This window comes from Bacillus sp. BC05(2025) (assembly GCF_056725905.1).
Genome location: NZ_JBWYRA010000007.1, coordinates 129984 through 150484 on the forward strand (window position 1 = coordinate 129984; position 20501 = coordinate 150484).

Here is a 20501-nt window from a genome sequence, read left to right on the forward strand (position 1 = left end):
CATTACATCTTCTTATTCTTTAATAAAGAAGCACCAGCAATTTCAGGATGCGTCATTTCGAATGGATCTAAAATAATATCCAATTCTTCTTCTGTCAGTACACCATGTTCTAAACATAACTCCCTAACAGATTTTCCTGTTTCAATTGCTTCACGTGCAATACGCGATGCTGCTTCATAACCAATATGAGGGTTAACTGCTGTAATAATTCCAACACTTTTCTCAACATATTGCTTCAGCAATTCTTCATTTGCTGTAATTCCTTTAATACAATATTCACGGAATACACGGAATCCGTTATTCATAATACTAATAGATTGAATTAGATTAAACACGAGTACAGGCTCCATTACGTTTAACTCTAATTGTCCTGCTTCTGATGCTAAGCAAATTGTATGATCATTACCAATTACCTGGAAAGCAACTTGATTAATTACTTCTGCCATAACAGGATTTACTTTCCCTGGCATAATAGATGAACCTGGTTGACGGGCTGGCAATTGAATTTCCGCCAATCCAACACGTGGACCAGATGCCATAATACGAAGGTCATTCGCAATTTTAGACATGTTCATCATACATACTTTTAATGCCGCAGATACTTCTGTATATGCATCTGTGTTTTGCGTTGCATCAACTAAATGCTCTGCACCAATAAGTGGGAATCCACTAAATGTGCGTAAATGTTTAACCACTTGTTCAATGTACGTAGGGTTTGCATTTAATCCTGTACCAACAGCTGTCGCCCCCATGTTTACTTCATATAAATGTTGACGAGACTGTTTAATTCTTTTTATATCACGCTCAAGCACTCGGCTATACGCTTCAAATTCTTGTCCAAGACGAATCGGAACAGCATCTTGTAAATGTGTACGTCCCATTTTAATAACGTGATCGAACTCTTTTGCTTTTGCACGGAACGCAGCATGAAGTTCTTCCATTGTCATAAGAAGTTCTTCTAACATCATAAGAGTTGCAATATGAATTCCCGTTGGAAACGCATCATTCGTTGATTGAGCCATATTCACATGCGTGTTTGGGCTAATCTTTGCATACTCGCCTTTTTCATATCCCATACGTTCTAACGCTCGATTAGCGATTACTTCATTTGTATTCATATTAATAGAAGTTCCAGCACCGCCTTGAATTGGATCTACGATAAATTGATCATGGAATTTTCCATCAACAATTTCTTGCGCTGCCTCTGCAATTTCATGTCCAATGTCTTTCGCTAAGTAACCAGTATCAATATTTGCAAGTGCCGCCGCTTTTTTCACAATTGCCATTGCCGTAATGAGTGACGGATGAATGCGATATCCTGTAATCGGAAAGTTTTCTACAGCACGTAATGTTTGTACACCATAATAAGCTACATTTGGTACTTCCTTTTCACCTAAAAAGTCTTTTTCTATACGTATATCCTTCGTTGCTATCATTTTCATCACCTATACTTTTCATTCTAAATCCTTATCCCAAAAATTCGCCCTCTAAAAATACGAGTATCATGCAGAAGAATTTTTCAGTATCCACCTTCACTATATAGCACCTATTTTGAAAGCGCAAACATTTATTTTTCTATATATACTTTTTATAAAGTGAAACTTTAATCAGCCCTCACCAATCGGACTTTAATGGGCAGCCCGACCCCTACCTAAATTCTTTGCTTTCACTGAATTTTGAGGTGGGGGTCTTACTGCCCATTAAAGTGGGATAAATATTTACAGAAAATCATTCTTCTACTTTCTTTACTTCCACTCGTTTAATTTGATGCATATCCTTTTCAAGAACTTTAAAAGAAAAGCCGGATTTTTCAATAATATCTCCTTCAGCAACGATTTGCTTTTGTACCATAATCCAGCCACCAATTGTATCTACATCATCAGCGATTAAGTGTATGCCAAATAAATCATTTATTTCACTAATAAGCACTTTTCCATCTACAATCTTACAGCCTTCACTTATATGCTCTATAGGCGGGTGTTCATCTTCATCGTATTCATCTCGGATTTCTCCAACAATTTCTTCTAAAATATCTTCTAGTGTAACGATCCCAGCAGTTCCGCCATATTCATCATATAATACAGCTAATGGAATTCGTTTTCTTTGCATTTGTAATAGCAAATCATGAATAGGGATATTTTCTAACACTTCAATAACTGGCCTTGTATATGGCGTAATCGAGCACTCCTCGTCTCGATTACCATCCATATAACGAATAAATAAATCCTTTACATTAACCATCCCAATAATTTCATCTTTATCTTCACCAAATACGGGATATCTCGTATATTTTTCTTGTGCGATTATTTTAATATGTGTTTCAAATGGTTCGTCCTCATATAATCCTACAACTTCCGTACGAGGTACCATGATTTCCTTTGCAACTCTATTATCAAATTCAAAAATATTATTTACATATTTAAATTCCCTTTGATTAATCTCTCCGCTCTCATAACTCTCAGATAAAATTAATCGTAATTCTTCCTCCGAATGAGCAACTTCATGTTCAGAAGCCGGATGTAATCCAAATAACCCTGCCACAAGCCTTGCGGAACCATTTAAAGCCCAAATAAACGGATACATTACTCGGTAAAAGTAAATAATTGGCTTCGATAATAGTAAGCTAACTTGCTCCGCCTTTTGTATAGCAAGCGTCTTCGGAGCAAGTTCACCAATGACAACATGTAAAAACGTAATCACTGCAAAGGCAATAATAAAAGAAACGGTACTTGCAATTGCAGGTGAAAATTGTAGTTTTAAAAACAACGGCTCGAGTAAATGTTTTATAGTCGGTTCGCCTAACCACCCAAGTCCTAAAGCAGTAATTGTAATACCTAACTGACATGCTGATAAATACTCATCTAAATTCGAAGTTACTTTTTTGGCTGCCAATGCTCCTCGTCGCTTTTCACTAACGAGTTGATCAATACGACTGCTACGTACCTTAATAATTGCAAACTCAACAGCTACAAAAAAACCTGTTAATGCAATAAGGATAGCGACCATCAATAATTTTATAATATCCACATATGCCCTTTAGCTTTCTTAGCTAAAGTTACACCTCCTTTAAAAAAGAAGTTTCACTTTAGTTTCTTCATTTACAGAAAAGCAACCCTATATAAAATTCACCAATTTCAAACCTCATACAATTCTAAAGGCAAGCCATCAGGGTCTTGGAAAAAGACGAATTTTCTCCCGGTTATTTCATCCATACGTATCGCCTCAGTTTCAACACCATATTGATTTAAATGTTTCACAGCCGCTTCTATATTTGGAACAGCAAATGCTAAATGTCTAAGTCCAGCCGCTTCTGGAAAACTTGGACGCTCAGGAGGACTTGGAAATGAAAATAATTCAATTTGATACTCTTCCCCTACACATAAATCTAACTTATAAGAATCTCGTTCCTTTCTATATACTTCATTTATCACTTTAAAACCTAATATCCGAGTATAAAAATCCTTTGATAGTTCATAATTTGAACTAATAATTGCAACGTGGTGCACTCCGCATATATTCATGTTCTGTATTCCTTTCTTTACCAAAGATGCATATTCTCCCTTGAAATGAAAAACATATATAGCAGAATATCTCTTTTAGGGGGTTTACTATGAAATTCATTACTTTTTTCGTGGGACTTATCGTTGTTTTCTTCCTTGCTTATATTGCTAGCAACAATAAGAAACACATTAAATTTAAACCAATTTTCATCATGCTTATTATACAGTTAATTTTAACCTATTTATTATTAAATACAGAAATCGGCCTCATACTTATTCGGGTCATTTCCAGTCTGTTTACAAAGCTACTCGAGTATGCCGCTGATGGTATAAACTTCGTATTTGGGGGGCTTGCCAATAAAGGTGAAATGCCATTCTTCCTTACTGTACTATTACCAATCGTCTTCATTTCCGTCTTAATTGGTATATTACAACATTTTAAAATACTCCCCTTCTTTATTCGTTGGATTGGTTACTTCCTTAGCAAAATAAATGGTCTTGGGAAATTAGAGTCTTACAACGCTATCGCATCTGCCATTGTCGGCCAATCAGAAGTTTTTATTACGGTAAAAAAACAATTAGCTCAAATTCCAAAACACCGTCTTTATACACTTTGCGCTTCTGCGATGTCAACCGTATCTATGTCTATCGTAGGTGCCTATATGACAATGATCGAACCTAAATATGTAGTAACTGCACTCGTTCTCAATTTATTTAGTGGCTTTATTATCGTACTCATCATTAACCCTTACGACGTGAAAGATGAAGAAGATATTTTAGAAATTAAAGGCGAAAAACAAAGCTTTTTTGAAATGCTTGGAGAATACATTCTAGATGGCTTTCGCGTAGCCATCGTTGTCGGCGCTATGCTCATCGGATTTGTCGCATTAATGAGCTGCATTAATGACCTATTCCTCATTATATTCGGCATTACTTTCCAGCAATTAATCGGCTACGTATTTGCGCCCATTGCATTCCTTATTGGTGTACCAAGTTCTGAAATTGTCACAGCTGGTAGCATTATGGCAACGAAGCTTGTAACGAATGAATTTGTAGCCATGATGGACCTTAGTAAAATTTCGAACAGCCTTTCTCCTCGTACAGTTGGTATTATTTCTGTTTTCCTCGTTTCTTTTGCCAACTTTTCTTCTATCGGCATTATTTCAGGTGCGGTAAAAGGATTAAACGAAGAACAAGGAAACGTCGTTGCCAGATTTGGCCTTAAATTACTATATGGAGCTACTCTCGTTAGCATTTTATCTGCAATTATCGTAAGCATTATGTTGTAATTAGGTAAAATTTTATCATTTTCTTCTCCCTATCTTTTGTATACAATAACGAATAGATGTCTTTATAAATAATCAAGACATCTATTTTTTATACATGTACAATCGCTTTTATTTAGCGTACAATATTTTTTATGTGTTTGAATGCTCTTCTAGATGTATATACTTTGATAGTTTTAAAGGAGAAAAAATGATGAAATCCGATATGAACAAAGATACTCGAGCCAAAAAAGGACGCTCAAAGAAAAAACGCCTACTTTGGTTCCTGCTTATTCCATTACTGGTTGTAGCACTTGGAGCAGGGGGCTATTCCTTCCATATATACAGTAAAGCAAAGTCTGTGTTAAGTAATGCCTATTCCGAACTGAGCCGCGGAGATAAATCCAGCAAACGTGAAAAGGCCGTTAAACCTATGACTGATAACATTTCTGTACTCATTATGGGTGTTGATGAAAGTGAAATTAGGGACAAAAATTATGGGAAAGCAACTCGTACAGATGCGCTATTACTTGCCACAATTAATAAAAACGATAAATCTGTTAAGCTTGTCAGTATTCCACGTGACTCACGTGTCTACATTAAATCACGTGAGAAATACGATAAAATTACACATGCACATGTATTCGGTGGTGTGGACAGCACGATTGATACGGTAGAGAACTTTTTAGATGTTCCAGTTGATTACTATGTAAAATTCAACTTTAAATCATTTATTAAAATTGTTGATTCCCTTGGTGGTATTACTGTCGATGTTCCAGTTGAGTTTACAGAACAAAATAGTAAAGACGAAGCAGATGCTATTCACCTGAAAAAAGGTCGTCAACATTTAAATGGTGAAGAGGCATTGGCGCTAGCTAGAACTCGTCATATCGATAGTGATTATATGCGCGGTCAACGACAACAGCTTGTTTTAGAAGCTATCGCTCAAAAAGCACTATCTCTTAATTCCATTAATAAGATCGGTGGTCTATTAGACGCTGTTGATAACGACTTAAAAACAAATTTAACTTTTGATGATATGATGACAATTGCAAAAAATTCAATGGATTCCAATTTAAAAATGGACAAAATGCAAGTAGAAGGTACTGATAAATATATAGGTGGTATTTATTATTACGTTCCAAACGAAAAAAGCGTCAAGAATATATCGACAACACTACAAGAACATCTCGGTGTTACGAATAAAAATGAACATAAAAAATTATAATAAAAAGGCTGCTAGATCTTTCTAGACAGCCTTTTTATTATAATTTTCAACATCTTTTTGTACACATTGTGACAAAAAGAGACAATTATTACAACAGTGTAACATTTTTTATAAAAACATTACACGCATAGTGAAAATAATAGTATACTAGTACGTACATAATGTTATTTTCATCATTTTTATACAAAAAATGTAATACATATATTTATACAAAAATTTCTGGGGGGAAATAAATGAAGCTAAGTAAAATACTGATCGGTTCTGTAATTGCTGGAGGCATATTACTTTGTGTAGGCGGTGTTGGCGGATATCAATATGTATCTAAACTAAATAATCAATTAGATACTACTGCATTACCAAATACTACATTTGAAGGTATTTCTCTCGATGGAAAAAATAAAAAAGATATTCAAGCTATTATTAATCAAAAAATAACTGAATTAGATCAAAAATCTCTTACCTACATATTCCAAAATGATAAACAGACTTACACATGGAAAGATTTAGGGATACATTATAAAGAAAAAGATATTATCGACAAAATCTTTAAAGAACAAGAAGGCAACGCAATAACTCGTTACAAAATCCGGAAGCAAGCTGAAAATGGGGAATTAAAACGTGACTACAAATTAACACCTCAATTAAATACAACTGCTTATGAAAGCTTTATGAAGGATAAATATAATGAAACATTAAAAAATCCTGTTAATGCTGAATTAAGTATTGAAGGCACTACAGTAAATATTAGCCAAAGTCAAAATGGAGAAAAAATCGATAAAAAAAAGTTAACTGATTTAACGAAACAGGCCATTACTTCTGGCACGCCTGACGTTACATTACCAGTTACACTATTAAAACCTGAACGTTCTACAGAGGATATACAGAAAATGGGGATTAAAGAAGTAATTGCTGAATACTCAACTCCGATGGCTGGTCGTAATGGGAATCAATCCTTTAACGTAAATAAGTCAGCTAACACTTTAAGTGGAGTTATTGTCGCACCTGATGAAACATTTAGTTTTAACGGCCGCGTTGGCGTAACTGATGCTGCACATGGTTACAAATCTGCAGCCGTATATTCACAAGGTAAAGTTATACAAAGTGCAGGCGGAGGGGTTTGCCAAGTTAGTAGTACTTTATATAGCGCAGCTTTAAGAGCAGATTTAGGAATTGTTTCTCGAAGCAATCATTCTATGCCCGTAAATTATTTACCACTTGGGCAAGATGCAGCAGTAGCAGATTATGGTCCAGATTTAAAATTTAAAAACAATACAGGCAATCATATTTATATTCAAGCATTTTCAAATGGAGGTAGCATTACTACACGTATTTTCGGTACAAATACTGGTAAAAATGTTGAAGTTTCTTCTCAAGTAATTAGTAAGACTAATGATAAAATAACAGCCGTTACGTATAAAAAAGTTACACAAAACGGTGAAGTAATATCTAATGGGCAAATTTCAAAAAGCGTATATAAAAGCGCTCCAAAACAATAAGACGCTATTAAACGAACAAATTTCAACAAATAAAAAAGGCGTGATCTACTCACGCCTTTTTCTTTTGCAATAATAATAAAAAGGTTGCAAGATGGTCTTTTGTTTCTTCTAACGACCACATACGATTTCCTTGCTTTGCAGCTAATACGCACGCCTCTTCCCAACCATCCTTTTTCTTCATATATAATAATTCATCACGTAATTTCAAAACAATTTCTTCATCTTCTTGCTCTATAAATTCTTCCATCACGCCTACTATTTCATCCTCGTGGATACTTAGCGTACAATACGATTTGAAAAAATATTGTAATGTCGTATACATATTTACTCCCCCTTCTTATTTATCAGATGGATAAGAAGTAATGATCTTATATCCTAAATCTCCTGACTTATCTCTCGCTAAAACAGTAACAGTTTTGACTAACTTATCTTTTACATTCATATTTTTCTTTATTACCGTTTTTCCAACCGGGAATGAATGTGTCGTATTTAATACGAGACGAGCCTCTTTAGAATTTTTTAACCAATCTTGAATTTCCTTATCATGCTGCTTCAAACTATCTTTTACAGCTTTCGTTGCCGTTTCCTTATCATAGTATGTACTTGCTGCTGATACTTTATCTGTCTTCAAGCGATTCTTCAAATCTTCTTCTGATTTGCCTACATGTCTTTCAATCGTATGACCATTTTTAGGTGGCCCTTCCATTTCATCTAAAATATTATCACTAATTTTTTCTACTGATGTCGATTGATTCCCTGTTTGTTTCTCTGTTTTTTGTTCTTTTCCTGCACATCCACTTAAGATCAGCATGAGTGCCAATAAACTACCAAAGAAAAGACTACTTATTCGTTTCATCATATCACCTCTTCCATGATTATTATCGTAACTCCACTAAAAGTCAATTTCACACCGAAAAAACATACACATTTTTTAAATTCTTCACCTATTTTGCCATATTATCACCTGATTTTCATAAAATCGCTATTTTCCCTCCCTTTAGAAATATACCCCTATATTTTCCTAATTATTTCCCGAGTTAAACCAACCCCGAAAGCACCGAATAAATCCTTTATTTAAAGGTTTTTTAGTGATTTTTTAAAAATTAAAATATACCCCATATTTCATATACATAGTACCCCTATGTAGTATATAAAGGGTGTTTTATCGACGTTTTCTACATTATGTAAATTTGCACTTGCCTATGCAATGGAAATATGGTGTAATGCAAAAAAAGATAAAGGATTTTAAACAATGGCTGAAACAATTCAAAACTTCTTAACAGACTATTATTCAATCGCAATTCCACTTAGTATCTTAATTAACATCGTTATTAGTCTTTTAGGTGTTATCCCTAGTATTTTTTTAACCGCTATTAATATACAGCTCTTTGGCGTAGTAAACGGAACGATTATTTCGATCGCCGGTGAGGCATTAGGGGCTATTATCTCGTTTTATATTTATCGTATAGGCCTTCAAAAGTTCACTCACGATAAAGTAAATAAGTACCCAAAGGTAGAACGCCTACTTTATGTAGAAGGTAGAGAGGCCTTTCTACTCGTTCTATCGTTTCGATTAATACCTTTCATCCCATCAAGTATCGTGACTTTATTTGCCGCTCTAGGCAAAATGTCATTACTCTCCTTCAGTATTGCCAGTACAATAGGTAAAATACCGGCTTTGTTAATCGAGGTATATTCTGCATACCATGTCATGAATGGAACGAATGAAGCGAAGTGGATTGTCACAATCGCGGGGTGTGTTGGATTGTTTTATTTGTGGAAAAAATGGAGAAAAAAATAAAGAAGGAGCATAGGCTCCTTCTTTATTTTTGAAGTATTTTATTGATAATTTCCCTTAAAACCTTAGTTTATACCAACTGCACTAAATGATTGCTTAACTGCTGCTACTTCCGCAGAATTCGCACCATATAAGTCAGCTGCAGCTTGTACTGCACCAGCACGAGCTTGGCTAAATGTAGTAGATTGCGTGTAATATTGTGTGTTTGCACGGTAGTAAATTGCACCTAGCTTATCTTTACCGATACCAGTTACAGTTACACCGTAATGTGTACCGCCATTTGCTAATAAATAAGCTTGTTTATTAATAATACCACTGTTTGTATGAACCCCACCGTTATCACTTGAACCCGTGTAACGCTTAGAATAATGATCTGGATCACCATACTTCGTAGGGTCACTCATAGAACGAAGTGCATCTCCTGCTTTACCAGGTGTGTAAATATCTTCACCAATCTCCCAATCTGGGTTACGGTTATCATAGAATTCTACTAAAGTACCAAAGATATCAGAAATCGCTTCATTTAAAGCTCCTGATTCATTTTGATAAATTAAATTAGAACTATTTTCCGTCACTGCATGCGTTAATTCGTGACCAATAACATCAATACCACCAGATAATGAAGTGAATGTTACACCATCACCATCTCCGTATACCATTTGTGATCCGTTCCAGAATGCATTATTATAATTACTTCCGTAATGAACTGTTGATTTTAATGGCGCTCCTGCATCATTAATAGAGTTTCTATTAAATGTAGCTTTATAGTAATCATATGTTTTACCTGCATAGTAATGAGCATCTACTGCCGCTGCATCATACGCTGCATTGAACACATTATCTGCATCTGCCCATAATGTTCCTGGTAATGTTGAGCGATTTTTCGCATCATACGTGAAAATTGTTGCTCCGCGCGTATTATCTTGTAAGTAGTAAGATGAGCCAGATAACGTTGTATTAAGCGATTTCGTATCTCCTAATACCCCTTTACCAGTTCCTACTTTATTTGTTCCTGTTACAGGCTTTACAACTGCTTTTGCATCCTGCTTAGGAGCCTCTTGTTTAACTGGAGACTTATCATCATTCGTCACATGATCGATTGTATTAAACTTATTTAACACTTTACCGCTTTCCGCCTCAATGAAATAGTAGTAATTTCCTGGACTTGGATCTAAGAAGTTTAGATTTACAACGTATGCATATGTTGTTTCTTCACCGTTTTGATATACATATAAGTCCGCTTTTGGTTCTACCTCATATTTAGGTGTAACCCCTAAATCTTTTTGCGCAATTTCAATAGCTTTTGCGCCTTCAATCTTATTTTTATTTTTCAACTTGTCCTTTTTGTCTAAATCAGGCGCAACTGTTCCAGACAGTACTTTTAAAGAACCATCTTTACTTACGTGAGCTACTTGCGTAGACCCCCATACAGGTACTCCTTCATATACTTGTTGCAAACGTAATACTGTTGAATCAGTTACAGCATCTTTCTTCACTTGTTTCACTTTGAAAGAATCTTGCGCACTCTTTTCCCCTAACTTATAATCACCTTTTGCTGCATTTAAGTAATCAAACACAACAGATTCTGCTTTCTTACCAGTTGCCTCAGTTAAATCACCAGAAATAAACTCCGGTGACTGCACCGTCTCATTGTACTTCTTGGTAGAGAGAACATTTTTAGAATCCGCAAATGCAGAGCCTGTCCCTCCAAACGTTGTAACTGCCATTCCTGTTGCTAACACTAATGCTAAACTTTTCTTTTTCATGAACCTTCCCCCTAATAAATTATTTTTTGAAAAAGAGTAGTTTCATATTAGCATTATGTTTCCACTATTAATATACTAAAAATTCAAATAATTATTTTCTCAAGTATTGTAGAATTTTGGGGAACAAATATTGAAAAACCCCTTTCCGATTGGAAAGGGGTTTTTCAATATTATACATTTACAGTTTGTGACACACTAGAATCTAATCCATAAGTATCTGGTTTACTCGTATACTGTACTCCACCAACAATTGTAAGTACTACTGCAACTGCTAAAATTCCAGCTAATGCTTTTTTCATTTTTCATCCTCCTTATGGCTTTCTAACATTTCAATAACTAGCTTATAGTAGTGATTACTTTGCTCAAAGTTCAGTGATTTAGAAAAGTATTCCGCAAGCTCCATATATACTTTCTTTAGTTCTATCTTATTACCTGCTGATTTATAAAACGGAATAGCTTCTAATTCCAAAAATTGCTTATACTCTCGCGCCTCTTCAAAATACTTATTTCGAAGCATGAGCAGTAAATATAATTTTGTATTAAATCTCTCTTCACGTTTGGCAGCAACAATACCTTTATCAATCCATTCTCTTGCTTCTTCAAACTGATCTAATTTAATACAAGCTAATGCCATTTCATATAATGTGTCTATATAATTTAAATCTATTTGTTTTTGAAGTTGTAAACTCTCTAAATAATAATCTTTTGCTTGATTATATTTTTTCTTTTTATAGTATATATTCCCAATATTACTTAAAGTAATAGCTTTTAGAACATCTTTATCCGCAAAAGCCTCTGATTCCCGCAGTATGCTCTCATACATTTCTAGAGCTTCTTCATATTGCCCTTGTTCAGCATAACTTAATGCAATAAGAATTTGACAGTTTATCACGTTCCGAAATTTATACTCATTTCTAAATGCCTCTAGTGCAATATTTGCAAAGTGTAACGTAAGATGTTGGATTTCCAAATGACTATAAGTAAGAGCAATATTATAATAAATTCCTGTCTCATGATACCCTAACTCTTTTGCCATAACTTCTGTCTCTAATAAATAACTTAATCCCTGTTTCCACTTATATTGTAAACAGCATAATAATCCTTTACTATACGTATACAACAACTTCTGAAAAGGCGAGAATTTCTTATATGCCTTCTTCAGCTGCTCTAATTCTTCTGCAATTACCGGCAAGTCCCTTTTCATCAGTAAATAACGTATATTAAGTAGTTTATAATAATTTATAATTTCAAAATCTAAAACGTGTTGCATATCCTCTTGCAATTCATTATAGATACGTTCAACTTGCACCTTCTCCAAACGGATTAGTGCGTTTAACCAATCATCCAGCTTCCCCTTCACATCTTCTTCTACATCTCTCAAATCCGTCACGGCAATTTCTAACCTTGTGCAGAGCAATTGTAGAATTTCTTCTGATGCTTCGATCTTTCCATTTTCGATTTTACTTAAGTATGAGACAGAACAAATGCCCTGACATAATTCTTCTTGTGTCATTTTTTGCTGTAGCCGCTTGTAAAAGACTTGTTTGCCTATTTTTTCTAATGTTTGTTGCATTGTCCTCCTCCATTCTCATTTACCCCCATTACTCTAATAATACATAAAATCTAGAGAAATATAAATTGATAAATGTTAATTTTCTAAAAAATATGCATTATTTCATTTTTTTCTCTCTTGACTTCATACTAATATCTCTTCTTTGCTACGAATGGTGAAAAATTGGTATACTATAACCAAATTATGGAGGTGTTTTCGCGATGACTTATTATAAAGACGATAGCTATGCCTTACATACAGATTTATATCAAATTAATATGGCTTATACATATTGGAAAGATGGTATCCACAATCGCCGCTCGGTGTTTGATTTATACTTTCGAAAACTTCCATTTGAGAACGGTTATGCTGTTTTTGCTGGTCTTGAAAAGATTGTAGAGTACATAGAAAACTTCAGCTTTACCGAAAGCGATATCGCTTATTTAGCAGAATTACAATTTGAAGAAGAATTCCTTCACTATTTACAAAATATGAAATTCACTGGGACGATTCGAAGTATGCAAGAAGGTGAAGTTGTATTTAATAACGAGCCTTTATTACGTGTTGATGCACCGCTTGGCGAAGCACAAATTATTGAAACTGCCCTGTTAAACATTGTGAATTACCAAACATTAATTGCAACGAAAGCTGCTCGTATGAAGCACGCTGCAAATAACGATGAACTTTTAGAATTCGGCACAAGACGTGCCCACGAGTTTGATGCTGCTCTTTGGGGCACACGCGCTGCCTTTATTGGTGGCTTCTCATCTACGAGTAACGTACGGGCTGGGAAGCGCTTCGGAATACCTGTAGCCGGCACACACGCTCACTCTTTCGTTCAAGCATATCGTGATGAATATGTCGCGTTTAAGAAATATGCTGAGACACATAAAAAATGCGTCTTTCTCGTTGATACATATGACACATTAAAATCCGGTGTTCCAAATGCAATTCGCGTCGCGAAAGAGTTTGGGGATCGTATCGATTTTTATGGCATTCGCCTTGATAGTGGTGATATGGCTTATTTATCTAAAAAAGCAAGAAAACTACTAGATGAAGCTGGGTTTACACATACAAAAATTATTGCTTCTAGCGATTTAGATGAATACACAATTATGCACTTGAAATCTCAAGGAGCAAAAATTGACGTATGGGGCGTTGGAACAAAATTGATTACGTCCTTTGAGCAACCAGCGTTAGGGGCTGTTTATAAACTAGTTGCGATTGAAGATACTGATGGAAAGTTAAATGATACAATTAAAATTTCATCTAACCCAGAAAAAATTACTACTCCAGGACTGAAGCGAATTTATCGTATTATCAACCGAGTTAATGATCATGCAGAAGGCGATTATATTGCATTAGATTCTGAAGAACCAGGAAAAGAAGAACGATTAAAAATGTTCCATCCTGTTCACACGTATATAAGTAAATTTGTAACAAACTTTGAAGCTCGCGAACTGCATAAAGACATTTTCGTTAACGGTGAAAGAACATATGAACTACCTGACATATTGGATATTCAAAAATACAATGAACAGAGTCTCGCGCTATTTTGGGAAGAGTATATGCGAACTTTAAATCCTGAAGAGTACCCTGTCGATTTAAGTCAAGAATGCTGGGATCATAAAATGAATTACATTCAAACTGTTCGAGAACAAGTTGAAAAAAATATACAAAAATAAAGTGAAACTTTAATCAGTGGGGGTTTTCTTCATCCCCACTGATTATTAGTTGAACCAATCGGACTTTAATGGGCAGTTGATCCCCTACCTAAATTCTTTGCTTTCGCTAAATTTTGAGGTGGGGGTCTTACTGCCCATTAAAGCGGGATAAAACAGAGAAGCTTTCCCTTCTCTGTTTTTTCATGCTATATGTATCTTTATGAAAAATATATTAACATAATAAGACAAATATTTTTTATTTGTAAATTTTAATATTAAGTTATTTATTACTAAAGTAATATTTGCTATTATTTTATTGAGCCAATTTCAACAACATCACTAAAAAAAGAGGACGCAAGTTGCGTCCTCTTTTTTATAAATCTTTCACTCGTAGTACACGCATTGCATTTAACACTGCAAGTAGTGTCACACCGACATCTGAGAAGACAGCTTCCCACATTGTTGCAATACCGAAAGCACCAAGTAATAAAACTAATCCTTTTACTCCTAATGCAAAGATGATATTTTGCCATACAATGCGTCTTGTACGTTTTGCAATGTTTACAGCTGTCGCAATTTTTGAAGGCTCATCAGTCATAATAACGATATCTGCCGCTTCAATTGCTGCATCTGATCCTAAACCACCCATCGCAATACCAACATCTGCTCTTGCTAATACTGGTGTGTCATTAATGCCATCACCAACGAAAGCAACTTTTTCTTTTCCGTGCTTCGCTGCATCAATTTTTTCAATTTCTTCTACTTTTTGTTGCGGTAATAGTTCTGCGTGAACTTCATCTAAACCTAATTCTTTACCAACAGCTTCACCAACTGTTTTTGCATCCCCAGTTAACATGACTGTCTTCTTAATACCTAATTCTTTTAACTTTTGAATTGCTTGTTTTGAATCTTCTTTTACCTCATCAGAGATAACAATATAACCTGCGTATTTCCCATCTACAGCAACGTGAACTAATGTACCTACTGTTTCTGGTTGCTTAAATGTAATGTTTTCTTTTCTCATTAATTTAGCATTACCTGCAAAAATTTCTTTTCCTTGTACTTTTACGACTGTACCGTGACCAGAAATTTCGTTATAATCATCGATTATTTTTTCATCAATTGATTTTCCATATGCATTTCGAATCGATTGTGCAATTGGATGGTTAGAATACACTTCAGCAAATGCTGCATACTCTAATAATTCTTCATTTGTAATGCCTTCGCTTGGTTCCATTTTTGTAACTTTGAAGACGCCTTTTGTTAATGTTCCTGTTTTATCAAAGACAATATATTTCACATCATTTAAAGCTTCTAAGTAGTTACTTCCTTTTACTAACACACCACTTTTAGATGCGCCGCCGATACCTCCAAAGAATCCAAGAGGAATAGATACAACTAACGCACATGGACAAGAGATTACTAAGAACACTAACGCTCTATAAATCCAATCTGCAAATGTCGCTCCTTCTAAAATAAGTGGTGGAATAAACGCCATGATCGCTGCTGTAATAACTACAACTGGAGTGTAGTAACGTGCAAACTTCGTAATAAAGTTTTCTGTCGGCGCTTTTTTACTGCTTGCATTTTGAACTAAATCTAAAATTTTTGATACAGTTGATTCGCCAAACTCTTTTGTAACTTCAATTGTTAATACACCATTTTGGTTCACAAAACCACTTAGTACATCATTTCCAACTTCCACTTCACGTGGTACAGATTCACCAGTCAATGCTGAAGTATCTACCATGGATGTTCCTTCAATTACTTTTCCGTCTAACGGTACTTTCTCACCAGGTTTCACGATAATATAATCACCGATTTGTACATCTTCTGGCGATACTTGTTTCGTTTCATTTCCAACCTTTACATTCGCATAATCAGGACGAATATCCATTAACGAAGTAATTGATTTTCGAGAACGGTTTACAGCAATACTTTGGAATAGTTCCCCTACTTGATAGAATAACATTACTGCAACCGCTTCTGGGTATTGCTGGATCGCGAAAGCTCCTAGTGTTGCAATTGCCATTAAGAAGTTCTCATCGAACACTTGACCACGAGTTATGTTTCTTACCGCTCTCCAAACGATATCTCCACCTATTAATAAATACGCAAGGACGAATAACGGAATTGTGATCACCTGTGGTAAGCCAGCTAATGCAGCAATTGCTGTCAAAATTCCGCCGACCACTAATCGTCCTACCATCTTTTTCACATTTGCTTCACCATGGTCGTGACTATGCCCGTGATCATGACCACCTTTTTCTTCACGAACAACTTTCACATCTGGTTCTAACTTTTGAACAACATTTGTTATATTTGCTACAGTCGCTTCTAATTCTCTTTTATTCGCTACTTCAACTCTTAATTTCTTTGAGACGAAATCAACAGTTGCTGCTGAAACAGTCGGCATTTCTTTTACTTTATTTTCAATCTTCATCGCACAGTTTGCGCAATCTAAACCTTCTAATATAAATACTTCTTTTGCTACTTTTGTACTTTTTTCTTCTTGCACTTTAATGTGCGGTTCTAATTTTGTAACGAGTTGTTTCGCTTCTGTAACAACTTCGCTTTCTTTATTTTGTGCTGTTTCTAACACCATTGTTTTTGTTGCGAAATTTACAGAGCAAGAATTTACTCCTTCTATATTTCCAACACCTTTTTCGATTTTCATTGCACAGTTCGCACAATCTAAACCTTCTAACATCAGTTTCTTTTTCACTAATGCTTCAGCCATCGTTCTCCCTCCTCGCGTTCTTTTTTATTCTTCCTCGTTTACGTGTTCAAACGCTTGCTCGAAGATATGAATTACGTGCTGGTCAGCTAACGAATAATAAACGACCTTTCCTTCTTTACGATTCTTTACAAGTTTCGCTTGCTTTAACACACGAAGCTGGTGTGAAATAGATGATTGTGTCATTCCTAATAAATACGCTAAATCACAAACGCACATTTCTGCTTCAAATAACGCATGTAATATTCTTGTACGTGTACGATCGCCTAATACTTTAAATAGTTCTGCTACTTTACTTAAACTTTCATCAGTTGGAATTGTTTGTTTTACTTGATCAACAACTTCTTCATGAATTATCGTTTGAGAACATGTCTCTTGTGGTGTTTCTACTTTATTTCCAGCCATTATAGCTCACCTCTTTATTTGAACATATGAACAATCATTCATATATCTTATACTCTTATTATATGAGCGCCCATTCATATGTGTCAATGAAATCTCATACATTTTTTTGAACATTTCGTTCACATTTAAAAAAAGATCTACACATATTTTCCGCATCCATTACATTCTCATACAAAAAGGATGTACATTTTGCCCCAAAGAAAAAAAGCCTTGCGCGCTCCCTAGACGCACAAGGCTTACTATACTTATATCCCTTTTAATTCAGCTTTTAATTAGCTTGTTCTAAATTATCCTGCGAACTTCCATCGTCTTTTAAATGACTATGTTTTTTCGAATAAACAAAGTATACAACTACTCCAATTGCTAACCAAATACCGAAGTAAATCCATGTTGTTAACGGTAGGTTAAACATTAAGAATAGACAACATGCGATTGAAATAATCGGTAGCGTTGGTACAAGTGGTACCACAAAGCCTCGTTTTAAGTTCGGATGTGTTTTACGAAGAATAATAACTGACACACCTACCATCGCAAATGTTAACAATGCTCCAATATTCGCTAAATTCGACAATTCTTTTAAATCGATAAATCCGGCAATTAAAGCACTACCAATACCTGTTAACCAAGTTGAGAATACTGGCGCTTCTGTTTTCTTATTAATTTTCGCAAAGGATTTCGGTAATAAACCATCACGGCTCATCGCGAAGAATACACGTGTTGTTGCATAAATGTAAGCAAAGATTACAGCCATAATACCAATTACAGCTCCAACTGCGATTACACCTGCTACTTTATCTTGTCCTACAACCTCTAACACATATGCCATAGCCTCTGGTACATCTAACTCTTTATAAGAAACCATACCTGTCATAACGAGACAAACTACAACATAAATGATTGTACAAATAATTAACGAAGCAATAATACCAATCGGTAAATCACGTTGTGGATTTTTTACTTCTTCAGCAGAAGTTGCTAATGCATCAAATCCTAAGAAAGCGAAGAATACTGCTGCTCCTCCGGCAAAGATTCCGCTCATACCGTATGGTGCAAATGGTGTCCAGTTTTCTGGTTGTACGTAAAACGCACCAACTGCAATGAATAAAATAACAATACCAATTTTGATTAATACCATTATGTTATTCACACGTTTACTTTCTTTCGTACCTCTTGATAATAACCAAGTTAAAACTAAAGTAATAACTACTGCTGGTAAATTCACAATTCCACCTTGTGATGGAATCTTTAACAGCTCTGTTGGAATTTCTAATCCAAACCCACTCACTAAGTTATTGAAATAACCTGTCCATCCACCAGCTACTGCGGCAGTTGTTACAACATATACAGATAGTAATGTCCATCCCATTAGGTGGGCAATAAACTCACCAATTGTCGCATATGAATATGTGTACACACTACCTGAAACCGGCAGTGTAGATGCAACTTCTGCATAACATAATGCTGCAAATCCACAAACAATCGCTGCAATCATGAATGAAAAAATAACTGCTGGACCAGCATCTCTTGCTGCTACTAATCCTGTTAATACTAGAACTCCTGTACCAATTATCGCACCAATCCCTAGCATTGTTAGGTCAAATGCCCCTAGCGTTTTCGTTAAAGTTTTACTTTTACTTTCCCCTAACAATTGCGTAACGGATTTCTTTTTAAATAGGTTGGCCACGATGTATGCCCCCTTTTGCCAAGAAGAGCTAAGAGATATTCACTCTTAGCTCTTATCATGTTGGTTTATATATTGTTCGATTTTGTTTTGTATAATGCTTCTATTAGCAAGATACTGTTTCTGCTTCTAATAATTCTTTAGCACCTTTGTACTCTACACCGTGAGCTTCTGCAACTGCTTCAAATGTTACATAGCCGTCTAATGTGTTAATACCTTTTAGTAACGCAGAGTTGCCTAGGCAAGCTTCTTTGTAGCCTTTGTTAGCAATTTGTACTGCGTATGGTACTGTTACGTTTGTTAATGCAAGAGTTGATGTACGTGGAACCGCACCTGGCATGTTTGCAACTGCATAATGAACAACGCCGTGTTTTTCGTAAGTTGGGTTATCATGAGTTGTAATACGGTCAGTTGTTTCGAAAATACCACCTTGGTCAATCGCGATATCTACAACAACAGAACCTGGTTCCATTGATTTAATCATTTCTTCTGTTACAAGTTTTGGCGCTTTTGCACCTGGGATTAATACTGCACCGATTACAAGATCAGACTCTTTTACAGCTTCTGCAATATTGTAAGGATTAGACATTAAAGTTTTTACTTGGTTTCCGAAAATGTCATCTAATTGACGAAGACGTTCTGCACTTAAGTCGATGATTGTTACATCCGCACCTAGTCCAACTGCAATTTTAGCAGCATTTGTACCAGCTTGTCCACCACCGATGATTGTTACTTTACCACGTTTAACCCCTGGAACACCTGCAAGTAAGATACCTTTACCGCCTTTGTTCTTCTCAAGGAATTGTGCACCAATTTGTGCAGCCATACGACCAGCTACTTCACTCATAGGTGCAAGTAATGGTAGAGAACGGTTTTCTAATTGTACTGTTTCATATGCAATAGAAACAACTTTCTTTTCGATTAATGCTTTTGTTAATTCTGGTTCTGGAGCTAAGTGTAAGTATGTGAATAAGATTAAACCTTCGCTGAAGTGTTTGTATTCGCTTTCAATTGGTTCCTTAACTTTCATAACCATTTCCATGTTCCAAGCTTCTTCAGCTGTATCAACAATTTTTGCTCCTGCTTCAACATACTGAGCATCTGTGAAACCAGATCCTAAACCTGCACCCTTTTGAATGAATACTTCGTGATTGTTACGAATTAAATGTACAACACCTGCTGGTGTCATTGCCACACGGTTTTCGTTGTTTTTAATTTCTGCTGGTACCCCAATACGCATAATGAAATGCCCCCTTATAATTAACAGAAAAAAGAAAGTCTTTTTTCTTTTTGTAATAATTAATAACTTATGTCCTTATTCTAGCATAACTTAAAAGTTATGAAAACGCTAACATACTATATTTTTAAAGTTTATATATTTAGAATAGTGTAAATATATGGAACATTGA

At 35.3% G+C, this 20501-nt stretch carries 17 protein-coding genes; 5 read left to right on the forward strand and 12 right to left on the reverse strand.

Annotated features, from left to right (window positions below; all coding sequences use genetic code 11):
- Positions 1 to 2: 2 nt before the first annotated feature.
- The 3 genes from aspA to gloA2 all read right to left on the reverse strand — a co-directional run bounded on the left by aspA (position 3) and on the right by gloA2 (position 3521).
- Positions 3 to 1436, reverse strand: coding sequence for an aspartate ammonia-lyase (gene aspA / locus ACZ76X_RS20880; RefSeq protein WP_479851575.1), 1434 nt, complete (start codon positions 1434 to 1436; stop codon positions 3 to 5).
- A gap of 292 nt (positions 1437 to 1728) precedes the next feature.
- Positions 1729 to 3027: a hemolysin family protein gene (locus ACZ76X_RS20885; protein WP_479851576.1), complete on the reverse strand. Its 1299-nt coding sequence runs from the start codon at positions 3025 to 3027 to the stop codon at positions 1729 to 1731.
- 107 nt (positions 3028 to 3134) lie between these two features.
- Positions 3135 to 3521 (reverse strand): SMU1112c/YaeR family gloxylase I-like metalloprotein, encoded by a 387-nt coding sequence (gloA2, locus tag ACZ76X_RS20890; protein ID WP_479851577.1) that lies wholly within the window; start codon positions 3519 to 3521, stop codon positions 3135 to 3137.
- Positions 3522 to 3610: 89 nt separating this feature from the next.
- Here gloA2 and ACZ76X_RS20895 point away from each other — a divergent pair, with 89 nt between their 5' ends.
- From ACZ76X_RS20895 to ACZ76X_RS20905, 3 genes are all read left to right on the forward strand, one after another.
- A complete protein-coding gene (locus ACZ76X_RS20895; protein ID WP_479851578.1) occupies positions 3611 to 4789 on the forward strand; it encodes a NupC/NupG family nucleoside CNT transporter in 1179 nt (392 codons plus the stop codon).
- Between the two features lie 187 nt (positions 4790 to 4976).
- Positions 4977 to 5993 (forward strand): LCP family protein, encoded by a 1017-nt coding sequence (locus tag ACZ76X_RS20900; protein WP_479851579.1) that lies wholly within the window; start codon positions 4977 to 4979, stop codon positions 5991 to 5993.
- Between the two features lie 233 nt (positions 5994 to 6226).
- Positions 6227 to 7489, forward strand: a complete 1263-nt coding sequence (locus tag ACZ76X_RS20905) for a VanW family protein (protein WP_479851580.1) — start codon at positions 6227 to 6229, stop codon at positions 7487 to 7489.
- A gap of 49 nt (positions 7490 to 7538) precedes the next feature.
- Here the strand turns inward: ACZ76X_RS20905 and ACZ76X_RS20910 are convergent, their stop codons facing one another.
- Complete coding sequence (locus ACZ76X_RS20910) at positions 7539 to 7811, reverse strand: hypothetical protein (RefSeq protein ID WP_479851581.1); 273 nt, start codon at positions 7809 to 7811, stop codon at positions 7539 to 7541.
- A gap of 15 nt (positions 7812 to 7826) precedes the next feature.
- Positions 7827 to 8345, reverse strand: a complete 519-nt coding sequence (locus tag ACZ76X_RS20915) for an RNase A-like domain-containing lipoprotein (RefSeq protein ID WP_479851582.1) — start codon at positions 8343 to 8345, stop codon at positions 7827 to 7829.
- A 396-nt stretch (positions 8346 to 8741) separates the two neighbouring features.
- Between ACZ76X_RS20915 and ACZ76X_RS20920 the strand changes: the two genes are divergently transcribed.
- Positions 8742 to 9290, forward strand: a complete 549-nt coding sequence (locus tag ACZ76X_RS20920; protein WP_479851583.1) for a TVP38/TMEM64 family protein — start codon at positions 8742 to 8744, stop codon at positions 9288 to 9290.
- Positions 9291 to 9352: 62 nt separating this feature from the next.
- Here the strand turns inward: ACZ76X_RS20920 and ACZ76X_RS20925 are convergent, their stop codons facing one another.
- The 3 genes from ACZ76X_RS20925 to ACZ76X_RS20935 all read right to left on the reverse strand — a co-directional run bounded on the left by ACZ76X_RS20925 (position 9353) and on the right by ACZ76X_RS20935 (position 12626).
- Positions 9353 to 11053 (reverse strand): M4 family metallopeptidase, encoded by a 1701-nt coding sequence (locus tag ACZ76X_RS20925; protein WP_098667993.1) that lies wholly within the window; start codon positions 11051 to 11053, stop codon positions 9353 to 9355.
- A 170-nt stretch (positions 11054 to 11223) separates the two neighbouring features.
- A complete protein-coding gene (locus ACZ76X_RS20930) occupies positions 11224 to 11352 on the reverse strand; it encodes an NprX family peptide pheromone (RefSeq protein ID WP_000709401.1) in 129 nt (42 codons plus the stop codon).
- Complete coding sequence (locus ACZ76X_RS20935; RefSeq protein ID WP_479851584.1) at positions 11349 to 12626, reverse strand: tetratricopeptide repeat protein; 1278 nt, start codon at positions 12624 to 12626, stop codon at positions 11349 to 11351. Before ACZ76X_RS20935 ends, ACZ76X_RS20930 begins: the two co-directional genes overlap by 4 nt.
- Positions 12627 to 12826: 200 nt before the next feature.
- On the opposite strand from ACZ76X_RS20935, the gene ACZ76X_RS20940 reads away from it, so the two are divergent.
- Positions 12827 to 14290, forward strand: a complete 1464-nt coding sequence (locus tag ACZ76X_RS20940; protein ID WP_098667995.1) for a nicotinate phosphoribosyltransferase — start codon at positions 12827 to 12829, stop codon at positions 14288 to 14290.
- A gap of 352 nt (positions 14291 to 14642) precedes the next feature.
- Here ACZ76X_RS20940 and ACZ76X_RS20945 read toward each other — a convergent pair whose 3' ends face one another.
- From ACZ76X_RS20945 to ald, 4 genes are all read right to left on the reverse strand, one after another.
- Positions 14643 to 17009 (reverse strand): heavy metal translocating P-type ATPase, encoded by a 2367-nt coding sequence (locus ACZ76X_RS20945; protein WP_479851585.1) that lies wholly within the window; start codon positions 17007 to 17009, stop codon positions 14643 to 14645.
- Between the two features lie 24 nt (positions 17010 to 17033).
- Positions 17034 to 17411, reverse strand: coding sequence for an ArsR/SmtB family transcription factor (locus ACZ76X_RS20950; protein WP_000918377.1), 378 nt, complete (start codon positions 17409 to 17411; stop codon positions 17034 to 17036).
- Positions 17412 to 17679: 268 nt separating this feature from the next.
- Positions 17680 to 19095, reverse strand: a complete 1416-nt coding sequence (locus ACZ76X_RS20955) for an amino acid permease (protein ID WP_042515738.1) — start codon at positions 19093 to 19095, stop codon at positions 17680 to 17682.
- A gap of 103 nt (positions 19096 to 19198) precedes the next feature.
- Positions 19199 to 20332, reverse strand: a complete 1134-nt coding sequence (gene ald, locus ACZ76X_RS20960) for an alanine dehydrogenase (RefSeq protein WP_001219742.1) — start codon at positions 20330 to 20332, stop codon at positions 19199 to 19201.
- Between the last annotated feature and the right edge of the window lie 169 nt (positions 20333 to 20501).